This is a genomic window from Methylomonas methanica (assembly GCF_001644035.1).
GTDB lineage: Bacteria > Pseudomonadota > Gammaproteobacteria > Methylococcales > Methylomonadaceae > Methylomonas > Methylomonas methanica_A.
Genome location: NZ_LUUG01000033.1, coordinates 30,658 through 51,764, shown reverse-complemented (window position 1 = coordinate 51,764; position 21,107 = coordinate 30,658). Strand labels below are relative to the sequence as shown.

Annotated in this window: 20 protein-coding genes and 1 pseudogene; 5 read left to right on the top strand and 16 right to left on the bottom strand. The window is 53.7% G+C overall.

From position 1 onward, the window contains the following. Positions 1-103: 103 nt before the first annotated feature. A complete protein-coding gene (locus tag A1332_RS01635) occupies positions 104-490 on the top strand; it encodes a response regulator (protein ID WP_064006835.1) in 387 nt (128 codons plus the stop codon). A 5-nt stretch (positions 491-495) separates the two neighbouring features. Here the strand turns inward: A1332_RS01635 and A1332_RS01630 are convergent, their stop codons facing one another. After that, positions 496-879 carry a hypothetical protein gene (locus tag A1332_RS01630; RefSeq protein ID WP_064006834.1) on the bottom strand — a complete coding sequence of 128 codons (384 nt, stop codon included), beginning with the start codon at positions 877-879 and terminating at the stop codon, positions 496-498. Between the two features lie 877 nt (positions 880-1,756). Here A1332_RS01630 and A1332_RS01625 point away from each other — a divergent pair. Further along, positions 1,757-2,314, top strand: coding sequence for a DUF2799 domain-containing protein (locus A1332_RS01625; protein ID WP_197491367.1), 558 nt, complete (start codon positions 1,757-1,759; stop codon positions 2,312-2,314). A 705-nt stretch (positions 2,315-3,019) separates the two neighbouring features. Here A1332_RS01625 and A1332_RS01615 read toward each other — a convergent pair. From A1332_RS01615 to A1332_RS01545, 15 genes and pseudogenes are all read right to left on the bottom strand, one after another. Then, positions 3,020-4,135: an inorganic phosphate transporter gene (locus A1332_RS01615; RefSeq protein ID WP_064006831.1), complete on the bottom strand. Its 1,116-nt coding sequence runs from the start codon at positions 4,133-4,135 to the stop codon at positions 3,020-3,022. Between the two features lie 10 nt (positions 4,136-4,145). Continuing rightward, complete coding sequence (locus tag A1332_RS01610) at positions 4,146-4,775, bottom strand: DUF47 domain-containing protein (RefSeq protein ID WP_064006830.1); 630 nt, start codon at positions 4,773-4,775, stop codon at positions 4,146-4,148. 121 nt (positions 4,776-4,896) lie between these two features. Continuing rightward, complete coding sequence (locus A1332_RS01605; RefSeq protein WP_064006829.1) at positions 4,897-5,376, bottom strand: hydrogenase maturation protease; 480 nt, start codon at positions 5,374-5,376, stop codon at positions 4,897-4,899. Continuing rightward, on the bottom strand, positions 5,373-6,884 hold the full coding sequence (locus tag A1332_RS01600) for a Ni/Fe hydrogenase subunit alpha (protein ID WP_064006828.1): 1,512 nt from the start codon (positions 6,882-6,884) through the stop codon (positions 5,373-5,375). The genes A1332_RS01605 and A1332_RS01600 overlap by 4 nt, the downstream gene beginning before the upstream one ends. Positions 6,885-6,896: 12 nt before the next feature. Continuing rightward, positions 6,897-7,436, bottom strand: a complete 540-nt coding sequence (locus tag A1332_RS01595; protein WP_064006827.1) for an NADP oxidoreductase — start codon at positions 7,434-7,436, stop codon at positions 6,897-6,899. A 142-nt stretch (positions 7,437-7,578) separates the two neighbouring features. Beyond that, a pseudogene (locus A1332_RS01590) lies at positions 7,579-8,265 on the bottom strand (2Fe-2S iron-sulfur cluster-binding protein); the annotation flags it as partial. A 1-nt stretch (position 8,266) separates the two neighbouring features. Then, entirely contained in the window at positions 8,267-10,048 is a 1,782-nt protein-coding gene (locus A1332_RS01585) for an NAD(P)H-dependent oxidoreductase subunit E (protein ID WP_064006825.1), read from the bottom strand. A gap of 334 nt (positions 10,049-10,382) precedes the next feature. Beyond that, on the bottom strand, positions 10,383-10,646 hold the full coding sequence (locus A1332_RS01580) for a hypothetical protein (protein WP_064006844.1): 264 nt from the start codon (positions 10,644-10,646) through the stop codon (positions 10,383-10,385). Positions 10,647-10,799: 153 nt separating this feature from the next. Continuing rightward, positions 10,800-11,006: a hypothetical protein gene (locus tag A1332_RS01575; protein WP_064006824.1), complete on the bottom strand. Its 207-nt coding sequence runs from the start codon at positions 11,004-11,006 to the stop codon at positions 10,800-10,802. Between the two features lie 57 nt (positions 11,007-11,063). After that, the gene (gene arsB, locus A1332_RS01570; protein ID WP_064006823.1) at positions 11,064-12,122 is read right to left on the bottom strand and encodes an ACR3 family arsenite efflux transporter; all 1,059 of its coding nucleotides are present in this window, start codon (positions 12,120-12,122) and stop codon (positions 11,064-11,066) included. Positions 12,123-12,156: 34 nt separating this feature from the next. Next, positions 12,157-12,600 carry an ArsI/CadI family heavy metal resistance metalloenzyme gene (locus A1332_RS01565; RefSeq protein WP_064006822.1) on the bottom strand — a complete coding sequence of 148 codons (444 nt, stop codon included), beginning with the start codon at positions 12,598-12,600 and terminating at the stop codon, positions 12,157-12,159. A gap of 23 nt (positions 12,601-12,623) precedes the next feature. Next, complete coding sequence (gene arsA, locus A1332_RS01560) at positions 12,624-14,432, bottom strand: arsenical pump-driving ATPase (RefSeq protein WP_064006843.1); 1,809 nt, start codon at positions 14,430-14,432, stop codon at positions 12,624-12,626. A 17-nt stretch (positions 14,433-14,449) separates the two neighbouring features. Continuing rightward, positions 14,450-14,806 (bottom strand): arsenite efflux transporter metallochaperone ArsD, encoded by a 357-nt coding sequence (gene arsD, locus A1332_RS01555; RefSeq protein ID WP_064006821.1) that lies wholly within the window; start codon positions 14,804-14,806, stop codon positions 14,450-14,452. Positions 14,807-14,821: 15 nt separating this feature from the next. After that, complete coding sequence (locus A1332_RS01550; RefSeq protein WP_064006820.1) at positions 14,822-15,304, bottom strand: arsenate reductase ArsC; 483 nt, start codon at positions 15,302-15,304, stop codon at positions 14,822-14,824. Continuing rightward, a complete protein-coding gene (locus A1332_RS01545) occupies positions 15,301-15,672 on the bottom strand; it encodes an ArsR/SmtB family transcription factor (protein ID WP_064006819.1) in 372 nt (123 codons plus the stop codon). Before A1332_RS01545 ends, A1332_RS01550 begins: the two co-directional genes overlap by 4 nt. Before the next feature lie 542 nt (positions 15,673-16,214). Here A1332_RS01545 and kaiC point away from each other — a divergent pair. From kaiC to A1332_RS01530, 3 genes are read left to right on the top strand one after another with little or no spacing between them, the layout of a single operon-like run. After that, positions 16,215-17,945 (top strand): circadian clock protein KaiC, encoded by a 1,731-nt coding sequence (gene kaiC / locus A1332_RS01540; protein ID WP_064006818.1) that lies wholly within the window; start codon positions 16,215-16,217, stop codon positions 17,943-17,945. Then, a complete protein-coding gene (locus A1332_RS01535) occupies positions 17,942-18,232 on the top strand; it encodes a circadian clock KaiB family protein (protein WP_064006817.1) in 291 nt (96 codons plus the stop codon). Before kaiC ends, A1332_RS01535 begins: the two co-directional genes overlap by 4 nt. Further along, entirely contained in the window at positions 18,229-21,024 is a 2,796-nt protein-coding gene (locus tag A1332_RS01530; RefSeq protein ID WP_064006816.1) for an EAL and GGDEF domain-containing protein, read from the top strand. The genes A1332_RS01535 and A1332_RS01530 overlap by 4 nt, the downstream gene beginning before the upstream one ends. The last annotated feature ends 83 nt before the right edge of the window (positions 21,025-21,107 follow it).

The window sequence follows — 21,107 nt, the reverse complement described above, 5'->3', positions numbered from 1 at the left end:
TTTGTTAACACTTCTCTATTCGCCCCTTCTTACCCAATAACTTGTCTGCATTGTTCTAGCCAGAAACTCTGGGCTACCTGCAATAACTTCACGATGAAAGATCATGCCAACTTTAAATATTCTTGTCGTTGACGACGAGGAATCTATCAGGGATATGCTACTGATGGTGCTGGAAAATGCAGGAATGAATGTAACAACTGTTGCAACGGCCGAAGAGGCGCAACAATCATTAGCAGAAACCTCCGTAGATTTGCTGGTTCTAGATTGGATGCTTCCCGGTATCAGCGGTATCGAAATGACTCGGCGCTTAAAAAACGATCCGAAATTCACTGCGTTACCCGTTATTCTTCTGACAGCACGGGCGGAAAGAAATGATCGGATTCGCGCGTTTGAAGTCGGCGTCAATGATTACATTACGAAACCCTTTTCGCCCCGAGATTTGATTATCCGAATCAACTCGGCCATCAATATCAGTAAAAACCTAAACTGATTAAATCAAGGGTTTTTGAATTTTGGTCCCTTGCACCAATTGCGTGCCTCACTTACAGACTTAAACACTCTGGATCTATAGGGCAATGGACTGGTGTGAACTAAGGTATTGATTTGTGCTTCAAGCTCGCGATCCTGGGTTATAAATGCAATTTTAACCTTATCATTGACGCGGTAAGCATCCGCCACGCTAGCAAAATAAGCCTTTATAATCGGGGGTGTTACTTCGAAATCGCTCACCTCTGAAAAATCATTTATGACAAACAAAATGCGGCCGAAATTTGGATCATTTTGCACGTCTTCGGTAGCCGCCATGAATTCTGCATCGTTCACTTGTTCAGCGAATTTCTTAACCACTCCGATACGTTCCCACTTTAAGCCGTAACCCATACACACCCCGTTTTATGTCCTCTTGGCTCCTCAGTTTAACATTGCGTGATGGAATTTTTCTGACGGAGAAAAAGTCCTGATGTCATAGTGTGTTGCGGCTAGGGGAGCCGCGAGATGCCACACAAAAACGTCTGCCAGTTTTGTCTATATTCAGTGTCGGCTTTGCCATGTATTAGTTGCATTATGCTAATGTTTGCTTTAGATCAAATAATCCTTTTATTTCAGAGCCTATAGTGTCTATGTCTTCACAGAAATAGGATAAGAAATACGATGACGGCAGAGCTCCAACTTAAACAGTACCATGTCTTTTTTGAGGACCTTACGCATCCTGGATTCGGCTGCCATCGCGATGAATCCGGCGTCGTAACCATCAAGCTCCATCGATTACGCTTATCCATTTACGGTCGGACATTCAACCGCCGTTGGAAATAAGCCCTTAGCATGCACCGAAAAGCCTCTACCGCATTCACGATAGAGGCCATGGCGTGTTGCAGTTGCCCTGTGATGGGGAATAAACTTTAGTCTCGTCTTTATGGGGTTCAGTTGGTTGTTTTGACTGGCTTGCCCATTCCAACTTTCCCAATAGCAGTCATTTCAATTTGTCCGGAAATCCAATTTTCATTGGCTGATTAAAGTTATCTCAGGCATCTTTGCATAAATCGATTATGTCGTCGGTCAACATGTCATCTAATCGGCCCGGTATGACCAGATTCAGCTTGGTTGATGATTATCTGTATTGAGTCGTTTAATTTTCAACGTTGACTATAATTTCCAGCGATCCCGTTTCTAATTGAAATAGTTTTAGGGTGTGCGTGGGGCTCCAAGCAATTGCAGCTTTTCTCACTGTATGGTGAATCTTTATTGGGAAGGCAAAATCATGGTGAAACGCTTAACTGGCTGTCTATTTGCTGTTTTTTTAACCGGCTGTGCAACGCTTAGCCAACAGGACTGCAAGCGGGGTGATTGGTTTGGTTTGGGGGTTCAAGACGGCCGTTCCGGTGCAACGAGTGACAGGCTAAATGATCACCAAAAAGCATGTTCCGAATACGGCGTCGCGGTGAATGATTCGCAGTATTTTGCTGGCCGCGAACAGGGCATAAAAGAATACTGTCGGATCGAGAACGCTTTTGAAGAGGGTTTGCAAGGACATGATTATCGACATGTTTGCCCGCCATCGATTGATAGCGTATTTAGCCGTTACCACGCAGCGGCTTACGCCGTCCATAAAGAACGCGCCGAACTTGAAAGGATAGATAACGAACTTTCCAGCAAAGAAAGTAGCTTGGGGGATAACAAGTTAAACGACAAAGACCGGGCCAGAATTCGTGACGATATAAGGCACTTAAGTCGTAACAGAGACCGCGCTCGGGATGATCTTTACTACCACGAACGGCAACTCAACGAATTTCGCCATGAATCTCAGTCTTATCGCTGAACGGATGTGTGGGATGTTGCGATAATACGTTTCAAAATTTCCGAAGAAAGCCTCGAAGTAAATATAGGTATTGCATGTTTAAAACATCGTATCTGCCGGACATGACGGCAATCGATCGTTTTCGACATAACAAGTCACGATTGGTTATTAATCCGGCCCTTAAATTTCATGGGGCCGTTAAATGGCATAGCAAACCGAGTGTGGCTACTAGTCCCCCGCCTATTTGGCTTGCTGGCCGAGTGAATAAACTAATGTCGACGATGGCACACGGCTAACGAGATATGTAACATCTTACAGCCATGCTCACTGCTTTACGCGTATGTTGGGAGGAAAGCCTAATTGTTATTAATAGACTAGAGCCAAAATTGTCTCATTCTCTGGGTTCCGGTTTGCCGTCGCTCAGTCTTTCCCGCTTGTCTTTCTCGAACTCATGTTTCACGAAAAACAGGCCCCCCCATCAAGCCCAACAGCATCACGATTTCCAGTATTTCTCTCATCATTTCAGTCACCTCTAAATTTAGGAAAAGTATGGGTACTTCAATGGGGGCGACTAATGATTTTTGGGGCTGCGCTATAAGGATATGGTTTTTTACAGCATTAGTCTCCCTTATCAAGTAGGCTACCCTGGGAATTCGCGTAGTCAATTATTAACCCGACCCTAAATTCCCTATGACTGTCATTCAAATCAGCGATTTGAGTCCAGGCTTAATTCTGCAACATTGGCAATAAACTCACCATGCCCCAGGCAATGCCGCCGGCGGCGGGAATGGTCAAAACCCAGGCCCAGACAATCCGTTCGATCACGGAAAGTTTCAGCGTGTGCGGGTTTTTGGCAAAACCTACGCCCATGATCGCGGTGGAAATACTATGTGTGGTGGAAACCGGCATACCAAAATGCGCGGCAGCCAATAGGATGGTGGCGGAGCTGGTTTCTGCCGCGAAGCCGTTTATCGGGTGCAGCTTGACCATTTTGTGGCCAAGAGTCTTGATAATTCGCCAGCCGCCCACCGAGGTGCCGAGTGCCATGATCAACGCGCAACTGAACACGATCCAGGTGTCTATGTCTTTTTCTCCGCCGTCCGGACGCAGGAATTCCGCCCAACCCGGCAATTGATCCAGCGTGCCGGCGTTGTTTGCCGTAAATATGGCCAGTGCGATGATGCCCATGGTTTTTTGCGCATCGTTGCTGCCGTGTGCAAATCCCATATAACCGGCTGATACCAATTGCGCTTTTCCGAACAAGGCATTGATCCATTTCGGCCGCGAAATTTGCCCCAATAGGCCGCCGGCGGCATTCATGCCGCTGATGATCGCCATCAACAAACCCATGATCAAAATGCCCAAGGTAAAACCGGCAATCGGGGAGCTGATCATCGGAATCACCACTTTCCAGAGCAGTCCTTTGTTTTCGGTCCAGACTAATGCGGTTTTTGACCATATCAATACATCAGGATTATTGTGTCCCGCCGCCAGAGCAGCGCCGCATAAGCCGCCGATCAAGGCGTGGCTGGAAGAAGAGGGCAGGCCCAAGGCCCAGGTAATTAGATTCCAGATAATCGCTCCGGTCAGTGCGCAAATCAGTACTTCGGAGGTGATTGTGACCATGCCGGTATCGACCAGTCCGGAGGAAATGGTTTTGGCCACGGCGGTACCTGACAAGGCGCCGACCAGATTAGTTACCGCAGCCAGGATCACCGCCTGGGTGGGCGTTAGTACTTTGGTGGCAACCACCGTGGCAATAGAGTTGGCGGTGTCGTGAAAACCGTTAACGAACTCGAATATCAGTGCCGCCAGAATGACCAGCAAAAGCAATGTCAGCATGACAGTCCTTTTATGAGTTTTTTAAGACGATGTGATAAACCACATTGCCGGCATCGCGGCAGCGATCGATGGCTTTTTCGAGGATTTCAAACAAATTGGTTTTGACTAGGTAGCGGATCGGATCGGTTTCGTTGGCATAGACGTCGCGATACAGCTCAAGAATTTGGTCGTCGGCTTCCGCTTCAATGGTTTGCAGTTGATCGTTTAGGCGTTTGACTTCATCCAAATCCATACCTTTGCGCAGCTGTCCCACCATTTGCTCCAAAACCTGGCAGGCTTGTTCCAGCATCTGCGCACGGCTGATGAAGTCTACTTCGCCCATGCGGCCCAAGGCTAAGCTGTAGCGTTCCGCAAATTTTTCCACCACTTTGGGGATTTTATACAGCGCGCCGTTTAGCGCTTCAATGTCCTCGCGATCCAGCACGGTAACGAAGGTATTGACCAATTCTTCGCTGATTTGGCTGAATAAATTCTTTTCCCGGCGCCGTGCCTGTTTAAATTTTTCCAATGATTGCTGGGTTGTGGGCGTGCTGAGCAACTCTATCAAGGCTTTGGCCGAGGCGTGTGCTGACTCCGCACTGGCTTCAAGCAAGCCATAAAATTTATCGCCTTTGCCAAAGATGGTTTGTAGAGAGAACATGGTGTTTCCTTGTTTATGACAGTTTTATTAAATATTGTATAACAGCATAAGGTTGTGCGCAGGTTCTGTCCGCACTTTAATGGGGCGCTCGGCTGGCGCTTGTCTCCAAAGCTCAGTCGATTCAGCTTTCAGATTGACTCTTAACGATGGTTGATAGCGGCTGCGTCAGCAGCTTTTCCAGGAAGCGGCAAGCGTGTTGTAAATTGGCCCTGCAACGTTCGCTCAAACCCGTGCCCAGTTCGAAGGCTTCGGCTTGGATGCTTAATAAAAAGCAGGGCGGGATCGGCTGCTCGCTGACGGATTGATAGACCGCTAGCAGTGCCGCAGGACTCAGCGCATGGCTGCTGTAGCTGCGGTCTTGCGCCGGGCTGAGTGGGGTATAAGTGAAGCTCTCCGGACAGTTTTCCGCAGCGTCGACAAACACCACCAACTCGCGATCTTGCAAATCCAGCGCGTGTTCGATTTGTAATTGAAAGTCGCTGAGCAATTCGATACGGGTCAGGTCGATATGTTCGGCAAGGTAGTCCAATACTAATGGACCAACGGCGTCGTCGCCACGGCTGGGGTTGCCGTAACCGAACACCAGGATGGGTTTGGTCATTCGCTGCCGTGAATAAATTCGCCGTTGCTATGCCGAATCAGTTTGTCCACCAATTTGCCTTCGGCATCGACCAATTCCAACTGCAAAGGCATTTTGCCCACCGCATGTGTGGCGCAGGATAGGCAAGGATCGTAGGCGCGGATCGCTACTTCCAGATTATTCAGCAGGGGTTCGGTTAATTCTCGGCCGGACAGATATTCCGCCGCCACTTGCCTGACCGATTCGTTCATCGCCGTGTTGTTACTGGTAGTGGAGACAATCAGATTGGCTTTGGTGACGATGTCGTTTTCGTCGATTTGATAATGATGAAACAGCGTGCCGCGCGGGGCTTCGATGACGCCTATGCCTTCGTGGCGCTTTTCGCCTTTAGTAACCAGATCGCTGCTCAGCAGGTCCGGATCGTCCAGCAAGATTTCGATGCTTTCCGCGCAATGCAACAATTCGATCATGCGCGTCCAGTGGAAGGCCAGGGTGCTATGCACCATCGCTTCACCGCCATGCAGCTTGAACTCGACGCGGGCGGCTTCCGCGAGCGGCGTGTCGATAAAATCGCAGTTGTTTACGCGCGCCAACGGCCCCACCCGATACCAGCCATCGGCTTTACCCAGCGCTGTCAGGTAGGGAAATTTCATATAGGTCCAGGAACGGACTTCTTCGCGGATCAGTGCCGGGTAATCGCAGTAATCGTAATGGTCGACCAGGGTTTCGCCTTGTTCGTCTTTCACCCGAATCCCGCCGTGATAAAGCTCCAGCGCGCCGTTAGGCTTGGTCAAGCTCAGATATTTGCTGCGGATCGTCGCGAAGTTGTCGTAATAGGGCAGGTGGGAGGTGTGGACTTTTGTGACCAGTTGCAAAGCGGCTTGCGCCCAAACTACGATTTGCGCGATATCTTGTTTTAAATAATCGCGCTCTGCTTGGCTTAAGGCTTTGTTCATGCCGCCGGGAATGGCGCCGGTGCCGTGGATACGTTTGCCGGAGACCATGCGGATTACTTCCTGGCCGTATTTGCGCAGTTTCACGCCTTGCAAGCCAATGTCCGGATAGTCGGCCAGCACCGAGACAATGCTGCGCTTGCCGATCTCGCTTTCAAAACCAAACAGCAAATCCGGGCTGGACAGGTGGAAAAAATGCAAAGCATGCGATTGCAACACCTGACCGAAATGCAGCAAGCGGCGCAATTTATCCGCTGCCGGCGGCAGATTGGCCGGATCGACGCCGACCAACTGATCGATGGCCTTGGCGGCGGCCAGATGATGGCTGACCGGACAAATGCCGCACAAGCGTTGCACCATCACCGGTAGTTCCCAATAAGGGCGGCCCTGGATGAATTTTTCGAAGCCGCGAAATTCGACGATGTGCAGGCGGGCTTGCTGGACTTTATTGTCTTCGTCTAACAGCAAGGTCACTTTGCCGTGGCCTTCGACGCGGGAAACCGGATCGACAGCGACCCGTTTTAATTTGCCGGCTGCGACTAAAGCCGGATCGGCGGTTTCAAGATATTCGTACACAGCGGTTCCCTATTAGTCGTAATGGACTAATTCATAAGGTAGAGTCGGGTCGCGGCCTTCGATCAATGCGTTGAGATAGTTCCAGAACACATCGGCGGACGGCGGGCAGCCGGGCATAAAGTAATCGATCTTGACGATCTCGTGGATAGGCCGCACCTTATCCAGCAATAAAGGCAATTCCGGGTCGTTGGGTATCTGCGGATTGTCCACGCCTATGCCGTCTTGGTAGGCTTCCAGCAGGCAATCTTCCAGTTTAAAAAAGTTACGCAGCGCAGGCAGACCGCCGTTGATCGCGCAGGCACCGACCGCCACCAGAATTTTGCAGTTATTGCGAAATTCTCTAAGTACGTGGACGTTTTCGGAATTGCAAACCCCGCCTTCGATCAGGCCGATGTCGCAGGGGCCGCAATGCTCGATGTCGGTGAGCGGTGAGCGGTCGAATTCGACCACTTCCGCCAAGCTCAGTAAACGCTCGTCTATGTCCAGGAACGACATATGGCAGCCAAAACAGCCGGCCAGCGAGGTGGTGGCTATTTTAATCTTAGCGGCCATGTTTAATATCCGGAGCGGGAGGCATTGATGCCGCGTAGTGGGAATCGGACCCGCTGTTCTGAGGGACTTGACCGGCTAGCTGGGCCTGGTCGCAACTGGCGTGGCCTTTTGCTGCCTGGGTGTCGAGAACCGCTTTTTCGCAGGCCACTTCGCTGATGGGATGGTGGTCGTAAATGCGTTCGCCGATTGGCGCCAGATAAGCACTGCGTTTGACCAGGATCGCGCCGGTCGGGCAGACATGGGCGGCCTCATCGTCGACGCTAATATCGCTGTCTTTCAGCTTGCCGCTGGGGGAGTTGACGATCAGACGTTTGTGGATGCCGCGACCCGCAATGCCGAACACCTCTTTACCGTCTTTTTCCTTGCTGGCGCGCACGCACAGATTGCAGAAAATGCAGCGGTCGTGGTCGATTAATATGTCCGGGTGCGATGCATCCAGTTCCCGCTGGGCATAAAAGTGCGGGTAGTGGTTATCCAACATGTTCTGGTGGTAGGCCACGGCCTGCAACTGGCAATTACCGGATTTTTCGCAGGATGGGCAGAAGTGGTTGCCTTCCACAAACAGCATCTGGGTGATGCGCTGGCGGTCGTGTTGCAGGTCGGGGCTGTTGCTGATGACGGTCTGGCCGTCGGCAGCCGGGAGAGTACAGGCGGTATTGGTGCGACCGTTGACTTTGACCGTACACAATTTGCAACTGCCGTAAGGGGCGTAGCCCGGCCTGTGACACAGATAAGGAATGTATACGCCGGCGCTGCGGGCGGCCTCGATAATGGTTTGGCCGTCGCTGAACGGCACGGCGATGCCGTCGATGCAAAGGGTGCCGCTCATGTCAGTTCTCCACTTGCGATAAATGCGCCGCGTCGTCGTCGCGCTCAGCCATGCGGCGGGCCACGGCCAGGGTGGCGTCCAAATCAAAGCCCGGTGTAAAACTGCTTTGTTTTAATTGATTCAGATACAACTCGGGGTGGCTGGCTAAGGTGCTTAAAATCGGATTGGCGGCGGAATCACCTAGACCGCAATGGCTGTTGTTTTTGACGATTAGGCATAACTCGCTAAGTTCTTCCAGATCGACCGCGGCGCCGTTGCCTTCGACAATTTTCCGCAGCTGATTTTTCAATAGCGTGGTGCCGACCCGGCACGGCGTGCAAAAGCCGCAGCTTTCGTGGGCGAAGAAATCGGTAAAGTTCTGCACAATGTCGAAAATATTCCGGCTACTGTTGAAAACCATAAACGAGCCGGCGGTGGATAGGTCCTCGAAGGCCACGCGCCGTTGCAGTTCCCGGTTGGAAATAAAGGTGCCGGACGGCCCGCCCACTTGCACACCCATCACATCGTCCGCACCGCAGTCCCGCAAAATATCCTCGATCGGAGTGCCGAACGGGTATTCGTAAATGCCGGGACGTGCGCAGTCGCCACTGATACTGAGCAGCTTGCTGCCGGTGGATTGCGCGGTGCCGACCTCTGCAAACCATTGCCCGCCCTGAATAGCAATGTGCGTGGCCGCGAAAAAAGTCTCGACGTTATCGACCACGGTGGGTTTGCGTTGATAGCCGCAGATCACCGAGTTGGGCGGTTTAACCCTGGGAATGCCGGGCTTGCCTTCCAACGATTCGATTTGCGCGGACGCCTCGCCGCAGATGTAAGCGCCGGCACCCATGCGGATTTCGATGTCAAAATCAAAACCTGGCCGACCATGGATGTTACGACCCAGCAAACCGCTATCGCGGCGGCGCTGTAACACGCGCTGCAATTGCTCGTAGAGGAATAAATACTCGGCGCGTAGATACAGTAAACCCTGGTCTGAGCCGATGATCGCCGCGCATAGGGTCATGCCTTCAAAAACCTGATCCGCGTAGAGATCGAGTAACATCCGGTCTTTAAAGGTACCGGGTTCGCCTTCGTCGGCGTTACAAATCACATAATGCGGGGTAGCTGCTTGCACCGAACAGGTGCGCCATTTCAATGCTGTTTTAAAACCGGCGCCGCCGCGGCCGCGCAGGTTGGAACAGTCTACTTCCGCCAGGGTTTCCGCCAAGCCACGGGCAAAAGTGGCCGCTATTGCCGCGCCATTATTGAACGGTTGGTTGAGCAGCAGGCCGGGTTTGCGGATCGGCTCGTCGACCGCGAAGAACTCGGCTGGCCAATCGGTCAAAGGGGCTTGTTGTTCGATCAATTTGGCGATCACATCGATTCTGGCATAGTCCAGATGCGTCAACGCATAGCCGTTAACCAGGCCGGCCGGGCCCTGGTCGCACATGCCGGTGCAGGAGGTGTTATTCAAACTGACCAGACCGTCCGCGCGGACTTGACCCACTTTGACATTGAGCTTTTCCGACAGATAATTCAGCAATTTTTCCTTGCCCAGCATTCTATCGGTAATCGAATCGCTGATATGAATGTCGTAACGGCCTTGCGGCGTCAGGTGCAAGAAACTGTAGAATTCCGCGACGGCAATAATCTGGGTGCGGGGTATATGCAGGGCTGCGGCCAATTGTTCGATAGCCGCCTGGGGAATATGCAGGTACTGCGCCTGCACGGCTCTTAGCATCTGCAAGAGCCTTTCCGGTCTATAGTCCGCCTTTGCAAGTACGGATCGAATAAAACTATTCATCGTCGAGTTACTGGGCAGTTATGTTGAATCGTCGTGTCCCATTGCAATTGAAAAATCATGAGCCACCCCACACACCATTCTTAAATCGGCGCTAGATTTTTCAAATCGTTCACTGGCAGTCTACCTGGAAGAGCGGCGCCACAAGATTAGTTGTGGAAGCCGTTACATTCCGCTTGCCAAGCGAAAGTGCCTGCCTTGTCTCTCTATGCGTCAATGCACACAACCCAGCCGCACGATGTTTTTCGTTCTCGCTGCAGAAGATATGCAAATTCGCCGTCATCCATGGCGCAATACTAAACAAATTAGCCGGGCGTGGACAGTAAAATATTGCCGATCAAAACCCGGCAATCGGGGCGAAGGGGTTGCGGCGTTGGCAAGGAATACGCTTTTTACCGGGCTCCCGGACACAGTCATGCTTGCGGGTTTGGTAACAAAGCGCGCAACGGTTTAAGCGGCGCTGGTAACGGCCATAGGCGCTGAAGACCAAGCGTTCCAGGCGATCCAGTGCAGTAGGGTTGGGAGTGAACAGTCTGATCTGTCTGGCGTGCAATGCGGCATAAAGCTGCCGGGCTTGATCGATTAAAATGTCATTATCCATCGTCATCACCTGAATTAATCGCTGATGAGTCTAAAACGGCGTTGGCATGTGCGATTGAGCATGCCGAGCTAAATTATTGCGTGTGCTTGTATTGATAGCTTTGATTTCAATCAACAAGGCTTGAAATTGCCGGCGACCAAGGTCTGGCACGCGCTAATTGGCGTCCTCTGCGTCGGCAGCAAGGCACTGCTCGACGACGCGGCGGCTCAAAATCTCGTCTTGCAGCATTATATCTACCATAGATGCCACCACCGTCCGGGTCTTTAAGCCGTTAAAGCGGGAAAAATTTTTCAGCTGGTCGTAAGTGGGTTCTTCCACAGCGATTTTCTTTCTATCGACTTTTGATTTATCTGCTGCCATGAGAGTGTTCCTTTGTAAGCTTAAGGTTGGGTAAACGAGTCGTTGGGTAAACGCATGTCAATTTTGAATCAGTCCGTGCTTGCGAAAATAGAAGGCTACGTTGACCAAAGCGATCATCACCGGTACTTCGATCAATGGCCCTATCACGGCCGCAAACGCCGCGCCGCTATTGATACCAAACACGGCCACCGCCACCGCAATAGCCAATTCAAAATTATTGCTGGCCGCGGTAAATGCCAGCGTGGTGGTTTTGCCGTAGCCGGCGCCGATGGCTCTGCCCATCAAAAAGCTGAGCAGAAACATCACCACAAAGTAAATCAACAGCGGTATCGCGATCCGCACCACGTCCAGAGGCAACTGCACGATCAAATCGCCTTTCAGCGAGAACATAACCACGATGGTAAACAGCAGCGCTATCAAGGTCAGCGGGCTGATTTTCGGGACGAAATGCTGGTGATACCAATCCTTGCCCTTGGCTTTGACCAACAGAAAACGGGTGCTAAAGCCGGCCAGAAACGGAACGCCCAGGTAGATAAATACGCTCTTGGCGATTTCGACTATGGTGATATCGACCAGACTGCCCTGCATACCGAATAAGGGCGGCAAAACGGTGATGAACAGCCAGGCATACACGCTATAAAACAAGACCTGGAATACGCTGTTAAATGCCACCAAGCCCGCCGCATATTCGTTGTCGCCGTTAGCCAGTTCGTTCCAGACGATGACCATGGCAATGCAGCGCGCCAGGCCTATCAAGATCAGGCCGACCATGTAGTCGGGATAATCGCGTAGAAACACGATGGCCAGCACGAACATCAAGACCGGTCCGAGCAGCCAGTTTTGCAGCAAGGACACGGCCAATATACGCCAGTTGCGAAATACGTCGCCGAGTTCTTCGTAACGGACTTTGGCGAGCGGTGGATACATCATCACGATCAAGCCGATAGCGATGGGAATGTTGGTGGTGCCGACCGAAACCGCCGCGTTGAAATCGGTTACTTCCGTCGGAAACAGAAAACCGATACCGACACCCAGCGCCATGGCGATGAAAATCCATAGGGTCAGAAAGCGGTCCAGAAATGACAAACGGGCATTCGGGCAATGCGGGGTGCTCATTTAAATCTCCAAAGATATGCGGGCAATAGTTTGGCTACTCGGTTCTATCGGCTGCCGGAGGTTTGCAGCAACTGCTGGTGGGTGCGAGTTGCGCGACTTGATCGTCACCAAATAAGGGAATGGTTTGCAAGGAATGGAAAGCCTCCCAGGCGATGCCTTGCGGATCGACGGTCCAGTATTTGTCTGACTGGGCATAGCAGCAGTTGGCTTGTTTTTGCGCTGCAACCGGCAATTCGGCAGCGGCCAGATTTTGCTCGACGGCTTCCAATTCCTCACCCGACTCCACTTGTATCCCCAAATGATCCAAACCCGGCTGACGGCCGCGACTGGAAATGGCAAAATTGACGCGCGGATCGTCCAGCAACCACTTGGCGTAATCGGCTTCGCGGACTGTCGGTGCGCTTTGAAACAGCGCACTATAAAAGTCGATATTTTTCGCCAGATCGTCGACGGCGAGGTGAATGTGCAGACGTTTCATCGCGCTCACTCCAGGGTAAAGGGTTATTGAGTTTTGGGATTTGCCGCGAGTTTGTCGGCTAGAGAATCACCGTCGGCTAATGCCAATAAGCGTTCCACGCCGGTCGGCTCTTCCCGTAACAAAGGCACCAGCGCATAACGCTGGGCATATCGATTGGCTACCGCGTCGATTTCCGGCAATTCATTGACAGCGCGTTGGCGCAGCAGCGGCGAAAGCACAGTGGTTGCCGCCACACTGTTGTTAATCACCCAAGCCCAGGGCTCGATGCCGGCTCGGCGCAAATCGTCTTGCAGATGGGCTGCTTCCAGCACCGGCGTGGTTTCCGCCAGTGTCACTATCAGCACCTTGGTTTGGCGCGGGTCCTGCAATTGCATCATCGGCGTAGTGAAATGTTGTTTGGAATCGCCCATTTGCCGAGACACTTCACGATGGTAAGCGCCGGTTGAGTCCAACAGCAGCAGGGTATGGCCGGTCGGCGCAGTATCCATCACTACAAATTTCTTGCCGGCTTCGCGGATGATGCGGGAGAACGCCTGAAACACCGCAATTTCTTCAGTACACGGCGAGCGCAAGTCTTCTTCCAGCATGGCCCGGCCTGCCTCGTCCAGCTTGGCGCCTTTTGTTGCCAGCACATGTTGGCGGTAGCGTTCGGTTTCCGCATGCGGATCGATTTTGCTGACTGTCAGGTCCGGCAAAGCGCCGTTCAGCGTGTCGGTTAAGTTGGAGGCAGGATCGGACGTGGTGAGATGCACCGGCAAACCGCGTCGCGCCAGTTCCACCGCCAACGCGGCGGCCAGCGTGGTCTTGCCCACGCCGCCTTTACCCATCAGCATCACTAGGCCATGGCCGTCGGCGGCAATCTCGTCCACTAATGTTGATAGATTAGGCGCGGGTATGGCCGGCATAACGTCATTGTCAGGCATCGCCAGCGGCGCGGCTGTGCTGAGCAATTGCCTCAACGCCGTCAGCCCAACAAGATTGAAGGGCTTTAGTTCAATGCGGTCCATTGGTAAGTTTTTTAACGCTGCCGGCATGTCGGATAAAGCATGTTGCTCGCGCTGGTAGATGGCGTTGGCTAGCGGGTCTTGTAAGGTTGCGCTCTCCGGCAAGATGCCATTGATTGCCAAAAACTGTTGCGATAAGCCGATGGCGTTTAATTCTTCGTGGGTGCGAGCTACTTCACGCAAGGTCGATTGTTGGGCGCGGGCGACCAGGATCAAACGACTGCGCTGCGGATCGGCTAAGGCTTCAACGGCAGCCTTATATTGGCTGCGCTGTTTTTCCAAGCCGGCCAGAGGGCCGAGGCAAGAGGCATCGCCTTTGCCTTGCTCCAGAAAGCCGCTCCACGCCCCCGGCAGTTGCAACAGGCGGATGGTGTGGCCGGTCGGGGCGGTGTCGAACACGATGTGATCGTAGCCGGTGGTCAAGGCCGAGTCGGTTAGAAGTGCAGTGAATTCGTCGAACGCGGCGATTTCGGTGGTACAAGCGCCGGACAATTGTTCCTCTATGCCTTTGACGATGCTGTCCGGCAACACGCCGCGCACCGGGCCGACGATACGGTCGCGATAGGCCTGCGCCGCCGCTTGCGGATCGATTTCCAATGCTGCTAGGCAGGGTACGGCCGGAATCGCGGTGATCTGATTGCCGATGGCGATGCCAAATACCTGGCCGACGTTCGATGCCGGATCGGTACTCACCAACAACACACGTCTGCCGGCATCCGCCAATTGCATCGCCGAGGCGCAAGCGATGGAAGTTTTGCCCACGCCGCCTTTGCCGGTAAAAAATAGAAAGCGCGGCGCTTGATCGAGAAATTTGCTATCGCTGTTCACGGCACTATCAGCAGAAGTTAACAACAGCTGCTGCCGCTGCAACAGCCGGACGGGGCTTGCTCTTCCGCTACGCTAATCGCTGCCCAACGCGCCAACTCGGTTCGATTGGGATAGCGACCAGCTAAGGCGACTTCGCCATCGACCAAAATCAACGGCAGGGCGTCGGCACCGGAACGTTCCAGAAAGGCTTTTACCACCGCGTTTTCGGCAAACGCCAAAGGGGTTTGCGCCAGGTTAAAGCGCTCAATATCGGCGCCGTTCTGCTTGGCCCAATCGACATCGGCGGCAAAGCCGACCAACTGTTGATCGACTTCCACACCGCAAACGCCTGTGCTGCAGCAAAGAGCCGGGTCAAATACATGGATACTGGTCATCAGGAAACTCCTTAACTACTGAGGCACCAAAGTGCCGATGCGATCCAGCTCGGCTTTCAGGCGCTCCGGATTGTTTTTCAATTCGTCCAACGGTAGGGCAAAAAACTGTTCGATGCGATGGCGCAGGATGCGGTAAGCGACCATGAAAGCCGCGTCTATTTCCTCGTCAGTACCCTCGACATGCGCGGGATCTTCGACGCCCCAATGGCTGCGCATGACCGGGCCGAGATAGGCCGGACAGGTTTCGTTGGCGGCATTACCGCACACGCTCAACACGATGTCCGGGGTCACCGGCAGATCGTTCCAGGATTTGCTGTAATAGCCCTCTGTGGATATGCCTTCTCTGGCCAGCAAGGCCAGCGAGCGCGGGTGGATCTTGCCGGTGGGTTTGCTGCCAGCACTCATGCCATGCCAGCCGGCCGGTGCCAAGTGATTGAAAGTGGCTTCGCCAAGGACGGAACGGCAGGAATTGCCGGTACACAAAAATAATACGTTCATGATGGATTGTCGGTCGGGTTTGAGGTTAGAGAATCGGTGGTATCGGCGTCATTGCCGGAACAGGCCGCAAGCGACAAGCAGGCGTTGCCGTTGCAACAGTTCTCGGTCAGGAACGCCAGGAGATCGTTCATCACCGAAAAGTTAGCGGTGTAAATCACATAGCGACTTTCGTTGCGCGAGCTGACCAGGTTGGCGTAAGACAATTCCTTCAAATGAAACGACAGGGAAGACGGCGCAATGCCGGTGGCTTCGCTGATTTTTCCGGCGGCCAATCCTGCCGGGCCAGCCTGTACCAAGGCCCGGTAAATAGCCAAGCGGGATTCTTGGGCCAGTGCGGCCAGGGCGATCACAGCAGTTTTATTTTCCATATTTCAACAATAATTGAAATATGGAATCGAGTCAATCATTATTGAGTGTCTTCGCCGGGAATAGGCATCCGCCAAGCCTTAACCGCCCGGATACCCTCAATGTCGTTAAGTTAAGAATCTGTTGTCAAGATAAACAGTCTGTTAAGCGGACTTGTGCTGAGCGAACGACTCTCGTGTCCTTGGGTATAGCTTAACGATATTGCGGATACACGTCCCGCATCTGGCCTCTATAGTAGGCTGTGTCAGGCTACGAAGCATTAGTTTTAGTGTTAGTGATATTTTGCCATAAAGTCAATACAAACGGTGCTATAGCTTCTATGTCGGCTAGCGTACAGACATCAGTCGCATGCGCCAGCATAGTGACTAAGGATGTTAGAGTTATCCGGGGGGCCGTGGATTCGTTGGCCTATTCGCGCGACTCGCGAGGTTTTGTCGGTCTGCCCTGGCCAATCCGGAGATTACAATCCCGCTGGGAAGCGGTCCGCCGAGAACCAGCTGGGGGCGATAGGGCACAGCTCGTTGAAAGCTATGAGGGAAAATGCATGAAACCAAGCCGTTCCATCCTTGATAAAGATCCTAAGAAAGCGCCGACAGGCATTAACGGCCTTGATGAAATTACCGGGGGAGGTTTGCCGCATGGGCGGACCACGTTGTTGGTCGGCGGGCCTGGCTCCGGCAAGACCATCCTCGCCCTGCAATTTTTGGTGTACGGTGCGCTGGAGTGCCGGGAGCCGGGGATCTTTGTGGCCTTTGAGGAGACCTCGAAGAGTATCGTCGCCAACGCCGAAAGCTTTGGCTGGCAAATCGGCGAGTTGCAAGACGAAAAGCTGTTTTTTGTAGACGCTCAGCCCAAGCCCGAGCTGATTCAGGCCGGAGATTTCGATCTCGGCGGGATGCTGGCAGGACTGGAAGCGCTGATCCAACAAATGGGCGCTCGGCGCATCGTCTTCGATGCCTTGGATATGGTGTTGGCCTTGCTGCCCGATGCGGCGGCAAAAAGGCGTGAGATCTACCGTTTGCACGACTGGCTACTGGCGCACGAGGTGACCGGTATTATCACCCTGAAGGCGGGTGGCGATGAAAGCGAAACCATTGGTCAGAACCCCTTCAGTTTCATGCAATTCATGGTCGACTGCGCGGTGATCCTGAATCACTGCGTGGTTTTAGGCGTGTCGCAACGCAGTTTGCGGGTGCAAAAGTATCGCGGTTCCAGCTTCGATGAAAACGAATCGGCGTTCCTGATCGGCAAGCAAGGTTTTGAGGTTGCCGTGGCCCGCACCCTGGACCGGGTCGATGCGGAGGTGACCAATGAGCGGATTTCCAGCGGGGTGTCGCGGCTGGATACCATGTTGGGCGGTGGCTATTATCGTGGTTCCAGCATCCTGATCACGGGATTTTCCGGGACCGCCAAGACCACTTTGAGCGGCACCTTCGCCGAGGCGGCCTGCGGGCGCGGCGAGCATACCCTGTTCGTCAGTTTTGATTCGGACGGTTCCGAGGTGATCCGCAATCTGGCCTCGGTCGGCATCCACTTGGAGCAGCATGTAAACAATGGCAGCTTGCGGATGGTCTCGGCCCGGGCCATTACCGGCAGCGCCGAGACCTATCTGGTACGAATCAAGACGCTGGCCAAGGAGCATCAAGCCCGTTGTCTGGTCATCGATCCGGTGTCCACCTGGTCCAAATCCGGCAATGATTTAAATGTGCACAGCGTTGCGGAACGCTTGATCGATTGGTCGAAAGCGGAGGGAATCACCATGGTCTGCACCAGACTGCTGGACGAGATGTCAAGTCTGGCCGAGGGCAGCTCGCCGCTGGTGATTTCGTCATTGGTGGACACCTGGGTTCACTTGAATTATCTGGTGCAGGCGGGGGAGCGCAATCGCGGTCTGTCCATTGTCAAATCACGAGGTTCCGCGCATTCCAATCAGGTCCGCGAATTAATTCTCAGCAATGACGGGGTAACCCTGGCCGATACTTACACCGCCGGCGGCGAGGTGCTGATGGGCACCCTGCGCTGGGAAAAGGAACGCGCCGAGCGCGTTGCGCATGAGGCTGTCGACGATGTGGTCAAGCTGAAACGGGTCAAGCTCGATGCCGAGGAGGCCGAGTTGGAAGTGCGCTTGAAGTCATTACAGGTGGAACTGCAGGCCAAGCAGTTGGAGAAGGCCTCATTGTTACGAGCCACTCAGAGTCATGCCGGGGAGCTGTCGCGTAGCCGGACCCGAATGGGCGAGTTGCGGGGCGCCGATGCCGAAGAGCAGGCGCCATGACCCAACAGGCACTATTCAAGTTTCGGCTCTATGTCGCCGGCGACGCACTGAACTCAGTGCAGGCGCGCACCAACCTGACCGCGCTTTGCCTGATCTATCTGGCCGAACGCCACGAAATTGAGATTGTTGATGTGTTTCTGGAGCCAAAGCGGGCCCTGTCGGACGGCATTTTCATGACCCCGACTCTGGTCAGACTGGCGCCGATGCCGGCGCGAAGCATCGTGGGCAACCTGAGTCAGACTCAGCCGCTGCTGCAGGCTTTAGGGCTTGAAGTGCCCGCCCTATGACGGCAGATGATATACCGCCTACATTGGAGAACAACGCAGAAATTGCCCGGCTCATCGGGGTATTGCACTCCACTGGGCAGCGTCTGGAAGAACTGACGGCAGGCCAAGTAGATACGGTGGCGGACCACACGGGTCGGCCATTCTTGCTAGGCGGCGCCCAGGAGTACTTGCGGCGCAGCGAGTCGGCCAGGCAGACAGCCATCCTCAACGCGCTGCCGGCGCATATTGCTTTGCTCGACAGCCAGGGGCGCATCATCTCGGTGAATCAGGCTTGGCGTCAGTTTGCTACCGAGAATGCCTTTCCGTACATCGGCTTTGGTGTCGGTCTAAATTACTTGCAAATCTGCGACAACGCCCAGGGAGAAGGTGCATCGGATGCACTTCGGGCGGCGGTCGCCATTCGGTCGGTGTTGAGCGGCGCGGTCAACAGCATTTCCATTGAATATGCCTGCCATTCGCCAACCGAACAGCGCTGGTTCCTGATGACGATGACCCCGGTCGGCGAAGTTCAGCCGGTGGGTGGCGTAGTCATGCATATGGATGTGACCGAGCAAAAGTTGAACGAGGCGCGTTTGCTGACCAGCGAACTACGCTTCCGGCAAATCGCGGAAAATATTCGTGATGTAATCTTTCTGCTCGATGTCGATAGCCGTCGCACTTTGTACGTCAGTCCGGCTTACGAAGAGATCTGGGGGCAAAGTTGTGAAAGCCTCTACAACGATCCGGGATCCTGGCTTGCAGCAATGCATCCTCAAGACCGGGCGGCCGGCCATGGGCGTTACGATAAACGGAAAACACCCACAGTGGCTGGGACCTACGAAGACAAATATCGCATCGTGCGCCCCGATGGCGCAATGCGTTGGATCGGGGTCAAAACCTTTCCGGTCTTTGATGATCTTGGCAAGATCATCAGAATTGCCGGGGTTGCGGAAGACATTACCCAACGCAAGGAAGCGGAAATTAGAATCTTGTATCTGAACCGAGTATTGACCATGTTAAGCGCTATCAATTCGCTGATCACGCGCGTCAGTGATCGAGACGAATTGTTCAGCGAGGCTAGCCGCATCGCGGTCGATGCCGGCGGGTTTCGGATGTCTTTGATCGCGATCAAAGATCCAAATTCAATGACGCTGGTGCCGGTCGCGTCCGCAGGCAAGGATGAGGCGCTGTTAGCGGCGGTCAAGGGGATTTTGGCCTCAAGCGAGGATACCGGCAAATCCATGGTTGCCAGAGCGCTCAGGGAGAAAATTATGGTAGTCTCCAATGATTCGCTACGCGACCCCCGGGTGCTGCTTGGTAAAAAATATGCCGCATCCGGCATCCGTTCGCTGGCGGTATTTCCGCTTATTGTCGCGGACGAAGCCTTGGGCGTACTGGTGTTGTACGCCGGCGAGGCGGACTTCTTCCTGGCCGAGGAATTGAAGGTGTTGGCCGAGCTGTCGCAAGATATCGCCTTTGCGATCGATCACATCGCCCAGCAGGAGCGGCTTGAGTTCCTGGCAAATTTCGATGTACTGACCGGTCTGGCCAATCACGGTCTGTTTCTTGAACGAGTGACTCGGCATATAGGCAATGCAGAGAAGGGCGGACAGCAACTGGCTTTGGTCTTGGTCGATCTGGAACGCTTTAAAAGTATCAACGATAGTCTCGGTCGTCTGGCCGGTGACGTGTTGTTAAGGCAAGTGGCGGAATGGTTCACGGCTTATGTAGGTGATGTCAACCTATTGGCGCGAATGGGCGCCGATCATTTTGCTTTGCTGCTGCCGGCGATCAAACCGGGCGACGACCGGGCGCGGCAGGTGGAGCAAATGATGGACGCCTTTCAGGCCCATATCTTTGAATGGGAAGGCGCGGTGTTCCGGATTGCCTTAAAAATCGGCGTGGCGCTGTATCCGGATGATGCCGCCAGCGCAGTCGGCTTGTTCCGCAACGCCGAAGCGGCGCTAAAAAAAGCAAAAGTGTTGGGTGATCGCTATCTGTTTTATACACAGAAAATGACCGAGTCCAACGCCGGTAAACTGTCTCTGGAAAACCAGCTGCGGCAGGCGCTCGATAACGCGGAATTCGTGTTGCATTACCAACCCAAGGTAAATCTGGTTAGCGGCAAGCTGACCAGCGCCGAGGCACTGATCCGCTGGAATGATCCGCGAACCGGCTTGGTGCCGCCGGGCCGCTTCATTCCGGTTCTTGAAGAAACCGGATTGATCAACGAGGTGGGGCGCTGGGCGATGAGTCAGGCGATTTGCGATTATCAGCGCTGGCGAAATGCCGGTCTGACTGCGGTGCGCATCGCGGTGAATGTGTCGCCGCTGCAATTACGCAACCGTCGGTTTATAGCGGAGGTCAGACAGGCCATTGCTACCGATGCGCATGCGGCGGACGGATTGGAACTGGAGCTCACCGAAAGCCTGATCATGGCCGACATCAATTACAGTATCGCCAGCCTGCAAACCATCCGCGCCATGGGCATCAGCATCGCCATCGACGACTTCGGCACCGGCTTTTCCTCACTCAGTTACCTGTCCAAACTACCGGTGGATACCCTGAAAATAGACCGCTCGTTTGTGATCGAGATGACGGAAACCCCGGAGGGTCTGGCGCTGGTCTCCACCATTATCAACCTGGCCCATTCGATGAAGCTCAAAGTGGTTGCGGAAGGCGTGGAGACCGAGGAACAATCGCGCCTACTGCGTTTGCTGAGCTGCGACGAAATGCAAGGTTTCTTGTTCAGTAAACCGGTGCCGAACGAGATCTTCGAAAGCAGATTTCTGTCGCTACAGCAGCCTGCGTAGGCGCGAATTCAGGCGCACTGTTGCCCCTAAAGATCGAATAAATTCCCCATACCTCAATCACACGGCGCCCGCCTAACTTGGCG